The sequence below is a fragment of the Arsenicicoccus sp. UBA2120 genome (genome assembly GCF_002330965.1).
Classification (GTDB): Bacteria; Actinomycetota; Actinomycetes; order Actinomycetales; family Dermatophilaceae; genus Arsenicicoccus; species Arsenicicoccus bolidensis.
Window position 1 is genome coordinate 35,017 of record NZ_DCYC01000064.1, and the last position, 4,836, is coordinate 39,852.

4 protein-coding genes are annotated in these 4,836 nt (G+C 71.5%); 3 read left to right on the forward strand and 1 reads right to left on the reverse strand.

Annotation, left to right across the window (positions count from 1 at the left end; genetic code table 11):
• The coding region (locus tag B2P18_RS09185) for a hypothetical protein (protein WP_286958200.1) at positions 1-836 on the reverse strand (836 nt) is incomplete at its 3' end.
• Between the two features lie 385 nt (positions 837-1,221).
• Between B2P18_RS09185 and efeU the strand changes: the two genes are divergently transcribed.
• The 3 genes from efeU to efeB are packed head-to-tail and all read left to right on the forward strand — an operon-like array spanning position 1,222 to position 4,570.
• Positions 1,222-2,094 (forward strand): iron uptake transporter permease EfeU, encoded by an 873-nt coding sequence (gene efeU, locus B2P18_RS09190; protein WP_286958201.1) that lies wholly within the window; start codon positions 1,222-1,224, stop codon positions 2,092-2,094.
• Positions 2,091-3,269 (forward strand): iron uptake system protein EfeO, encoded by a 1,179-nt coding sequence (efeO, locus tag B2P18_RS09195; protein ID WP_286958204.1) that lies wholly within the window; start codon positions 2,091-2,093, stop codon positions 3,267-3,269. The genes efeU and efeO overlap by 4 nt, the downstream gene beginning before the upstream one ends.
• A complete protein-coding gene (gene efeB, locus B2P18_RS09200) occupies positions 3,269-4,570 on the forward strand; it encodes an iron uptake transporter deferrochelatase/peroxidase subunit (RefSeq protein WP_286958205.1) in 1,302 nt (433 codons plus the stop codon). The genes efeO and efeB overlap by 1 nt, the downstream gene beginning before the upstream one ends.
• Positions 4,571-4,836: the final 266 nt, after the last annotated feature.

Sequence of the window (4,836 nt, forward strand, 5' to 3'; positions counted from 1 at the left end):
GAGGGGAAGGCGCGCGCGCTCGGGTCGTGGCGCGTGCTCGGGACGGGGCGGCCGAGCAGTCGAGCCTGGTCGGCCATGGCGGATCGCAGCTGCTTGAGGACCCCACCGACCCGCGGATAGTCCTGCCGCGTGCCCACGACGACCCGCACGCCCTGCTGCTCGACGCGCCGGATCCGGGCGATGTCGTCCTGCCTCTGGTGCGAGGACTCGTAGTGCCACAGCCCGTCGTACTCGAACCCGACGCCGAGGTGCCGCCAGTACATGTCGAGATAGGCGACCAGGCCGCGGGACCTGTCGTAGATCGGGGCGTTCAGCTCCGGCTCGGGCAGGCCCGCCTCCAGGAAGCGCAGGCGGAACAGGGTCTCGCGTGGCGACGCGCTGCCCTCACGGACGTGCTCCAGGGCGGCGAGCGCAGCCACGCTGCCCGGGTGCCCGGCGGTGACGGCCGCCACCAGCCGGTCCAGGGTGCGACCGGTCCGCCAGCCCACGACGGCGTCCCCGAGAATGACGAGGTCCTCGCGCCTCAGCTCGCCCGCCAGCTGGGCGAAGACGTGCTCGTGGGCCACCACGGGTGTGGCAAGGGTGGGCAGCACTACGTGATGGGGCACAGGCCCGCGGTGGCCCCTCACCTCGGGGCGACGGCACGCGTGGGCCGTGCCCGCCACCAGCACGTCGATGAGCTGCTCCGGGAGCCAGCCGGCGGGCAGGGGGAGGTCGAGCAGGCGAGCTGCGGTCACATGGCTGTATGCCGCGCCCTCGGGCAGGACGACGGAGAGCATCCGGGCCTGCTCGAGCACGGTCTGCGGCGGCGAGGGGGCGTAGACCCTGGAAGACACGGGCCAGCTGTTTGAGGTCCGCGATGGTCATGCCGGCGGCGAGGGCTTCGGCGCGGGTGAAGGCCGGGCGTCCGGCCAGCGATGGGGGCAGCACGAGGGACATGCAGCGATGGTCGTGCGGCCAGCTCGCGGCGTCATACGGTCATCCACAGCCGGGGCGGAAGGGTTGAGCGTTGTCCACAGGTCGCCGCGACTCCCACCCTCCGCCCTTGGTCACCAATGACGTTTTGGATCGTTCAAGCCAGCGCTGAAATCGTCATTGGTGACCAATGGCGCAAGGGGGCGGCGGGGGTGGGGCTGTGGGGGAGGTCATGTTGCCCGGTGAGGTCAGCATCGCCTAAGTTAGGGAGGCCTCACTCACGTCGACCAGGAATCGTAGGCTGCCATGCTCGCCAACTACCTCATCGGGCTGCGTGAGGGACTGGAGGCGTCGCTGGTCGTCGTCATCCTCGTCGCCTACCTCGTGAAGTCGGGACGCCAGCACCTGCTCGGGCGCATCTGGGCGGGAGTCGCGGCGGCGATCGCCATCTCCCTCGCCTTCGGCGCGCTGCTCACCTTCGGCCCCAAGGGCCTGACCTTCGAGGCGCAGGAGGCCATCGGCGGCGGGCTGTCCATCGTGGCGGTGGGGTTCGTGACCTGGATGATCTTTTGGATGGCGCGGCACAGCCGTGCCCTGTCCGGCGAGCTCAAGGGGGCGGTCGACCGGGCCGTCGAGGGCGCCCGCGGAGGCCTCGTGCTGGTCGCCATGCTGGCCGTCGGCCGCGAGGGTCTCGAGACCGCGCTGTTCCTGTGGGCGGCCACGCAGGCCGCGGCCCGCGACAACGCCTCCACCACGGCACCGCTGGTCGGCGCCCTCCTCGGCCTGCTGACCGCCGTCGCGCTCGGCGTCGGCGTCTACCGGGGAGCACTCAAGCTCGACCTCGGCGCGTTCTTCCGCTGGACCGGCGCCTTCCTCGTCATCATCGCCGGCGGGGTCCTGGCGTATGCCGTCCACGACCTGCAGGAGGCGCGCATCCTGCCCGGCCTGCACACCCTCGCGTTCGACGTGTCCGGCACGATCGAGCCCAGCTCGTGGGTCGCCACGCTGCTCAAGGGCGTCTTCAACTTCTCTCCCGCGATGACCGTGCTCGAGGTCGCCGCGTGGGTGCTCTACGTCCTCCCCGTCATGGCGTTGTTCGCCGCGCGGGTCCGTCGCCCCAAGCCCCCGGCCCCGCGTGACAGCGCGGCGTCCGGCATACGTAAAGGAGCTCATGCATGACCCGCCTCGCCGCCACCGGCGCGACCCTCGCGATCGCCGCGCTCGCGCTGACTGCCTGCACCGACAACTCCGCCACCACCTCCTCCGGGGGCGGGACGCAGGCCGGCGCGGGCAAGGGCACCCTGACGGTCACCTCCACCGACACCGAGTGCCAGGTCTCCGCGGCCGAGGCCCCCTCGGGCACCGTGAAGTTCACGGTCACCAACGCCGGCTCCAAGGTCACCGAGTTCTACCTCCTGGCCGAGGACGGCCTGCGCATCGTCGCCGAGGTCGAGAACATCGGGCCCGGCCTCACCCGCGACCTCGTGCTGAAGGCCGCGCCCGGCACGTACAAGACGGCGTGCAAGCCGGGCATGGTCGGCGACGGCATCCGGCACGACTTCACCGTCACCGACTCGGGCGCGGACCTGTCCGCCCAGGGCGCCGACAAGGAGCTCGTCGCGACCGCCAACACGCAGTACGCGTCCTACGTCAAGGACCAGACCGAGCAGCTCCTCACCGGCACCGAGGCGTTCGCCGCGGCCTACAAGGCCGGTGACACGGCCAAGGCCAAGGAGCTCTACGCCCCCACCCGCGTCCACTGGGAGCGGATCGAGCCGGTGGCCGAGTCCTTCGGCGACCTCGACCCGATGATGGACGCGCGCGAGGCCGACCTCGAGCCGGGCCAGAAGTGGACCGGCTGGCACGTCGCCGAGAAGGACCTCTGGCCGCCGAAGACCGGCTACACGGCCCAGACCGCCGTCCAGCGTGCGGCGATCGCGGACCAGCTGGTCAAGGACACCGAGACGCTCTACCAGCGCACCCGGTCCATGCAGTTCACCGCTGACCAGATCGGCAACGGCGCCAAGGGCCTGCTCGACGAGGTCGCGACCGGCAAGGTCACCGGCGAGGAGGAGATCTGGAGCCACACCGACCTGTGGGACTTCCAGGCCAACGTCGACGGGGCCCGCGTCGCGTGGGAGGGCCTGCGCCCGATCCTCAAGAAGAAGGACGCCGCGCTGGACTCCCAGCTGCAGCTGAAGTTCTCGGCCCTGCAGAAGCTCCTCGACCAGCACAAGGTCGGCAAGGGCTTCAAGACCTACGACCAGCTCTCCAAGGAGGAGGTGAAGGCGCTGTCGGACGCGGTCAACGCGCTCTCCGAGCCGCTGTCCAAGCTGACTGCCGCCGTCATCTGATGCCCGAGTCCCTGTCTCGTCGTGGACTTCTCGGCTGGGGAGCCGCCTCGGCCGCGGTCGGTGCGGTCGGCTTCGCCGGCGGTATGGCGACCGCCAACGCCTCCGAGGGTGACGGCGACGGCCGTGGTGACGGCGACGGCACGGCGGGCGACGCGAAGGCCGTTGCCTCCGACAGCGTCTCGTTCTACGGCGCGCACCAGGCGGGGATCGTCACGCCCGCCCAGGACCGGCTGCACTTCGCGGCGTTCGACGTCACGACGACCTCCCGCGAGGACCTCGTCGCCCTGCTGACCGCCTGGACCGCGGCGGCCGCCGAGATGACGGCGGGTCGGCCGGTGGGTGGGGACCCGACGTCATACAGCGCGCCCCCCAACGACTCCGGCGAGGCGGACGGTCTGTCGGCCTCGAGGCTGACGCTGACCTTCGGCTTCGGGCCGACCCTGTTCCGGGACGCCGCCGGCAAGGATCGGTTCGGGCTCGCGGCGCGGCAACCCGCTGCGCTGCAACGCCTTCCGCACTTCCCCGCGGACGCGCTCGACCCCGCGCGCAGCGACGGTGACCTGTGCGTGCAGGCCTGCGCCGACGACCCGCAGGTGGCCGTGCACGCCATCCGCAACCTCGCGCGCATCGGGTTCGGCGTCGTGTCGCTGCGCTGGTCGCAGCTGGGCTACGGCCGCACCTCGTCGACGTCGACGGCGCAGGCGACCCCGCGAAACCTGTTCGGCTTCAAGGACGGCACGGCCAACCTCAAGGCCGAGGACCCGTCCGCGCTCGACGCCCACCTGTGGGTCGGCGCCAAGGACGACGCCAAGGCGCCGTGGATGGCCGGTGGCTCCTACCTCGTCGCCCGCCGCATCGCGATGAACCTCGAGACGTGGGACCGCTCCTCGTTGCGCGAGCAGGAGGCGATCATCGGCCGCGACCGCCGCGAGGGCGCGCCCCTGTCCGGCGGGAAGGAGTTCACCGCACCGGACTTCACCATCAAGGGGCGGGAGGGCCAGCCGCTGGTCGCCGCGAACTCCCATGTCGCGATGGCGCATCCGACGCGCAACGGTGGCGTGCAGATGCTGCGCCGCGGCTACAACTACACCGACGGCTCCGACGACCTCGGGCGCATGGACGCCGGGCTGTTCTTCATCGCCTACGTCCGCAACCCCGCCAAGCAGTACATCCCGATGCAGACCCGCATGGCCAAGCAGGACGCCCTCCAGGAGTACCTCCAGCACCGCGGGTCGGCGTTGTTCGCCATACCGCCTGGTGCCAAGGAGGGCGAGCACATCGGCCAGGCACTCTTCGCCTAGACCCGTCACGAAGTGGCCCGTCGGGGCGGACGGTGCGCCGAGGTCGCAGCTCTCCCGACACGAAGTGACCCGCCGGGTCGGGTGGGGCCCCGAGGCAGCGGGGCTCCCGACACGAAGTGACCCGTCGGGTCGGGTGGGGCCCCGAGGCAGCGGGGCTCCTGACAGGAAGTGACCCGTCAGGGCGGCCCGGGCTCCGAGGAGGCGGGGTCCCGACAGGAAGTGACCCGTCAGGGCGGACCGGGCTCCGAGGACGCGGGCTCCCGACA

Bases quoted from the DNA above. Each gene is read 5' to 3' on its own strand.
- efeU (WP_286958201.1), top strand. From the start codon at position 1,222: ATGCTCGCCAACTACCTCATCGGGCTGCGTGAGGGACTGGAGGCGTCG.
- efeO (WP_286958204.1), top strand. From the start codon at position 2,091: ATGACCCGCCTCGCCGCCACCGGCGCGACCCTCGCGATCGCCGCGCTC.
- efeB (WP_286958205.1), top strand. From the start codon at position 3,269: ATGCCCGAGTCCCTGTCTCGTCGTGGACTTCTCGGCTGGGGAGCCGCC.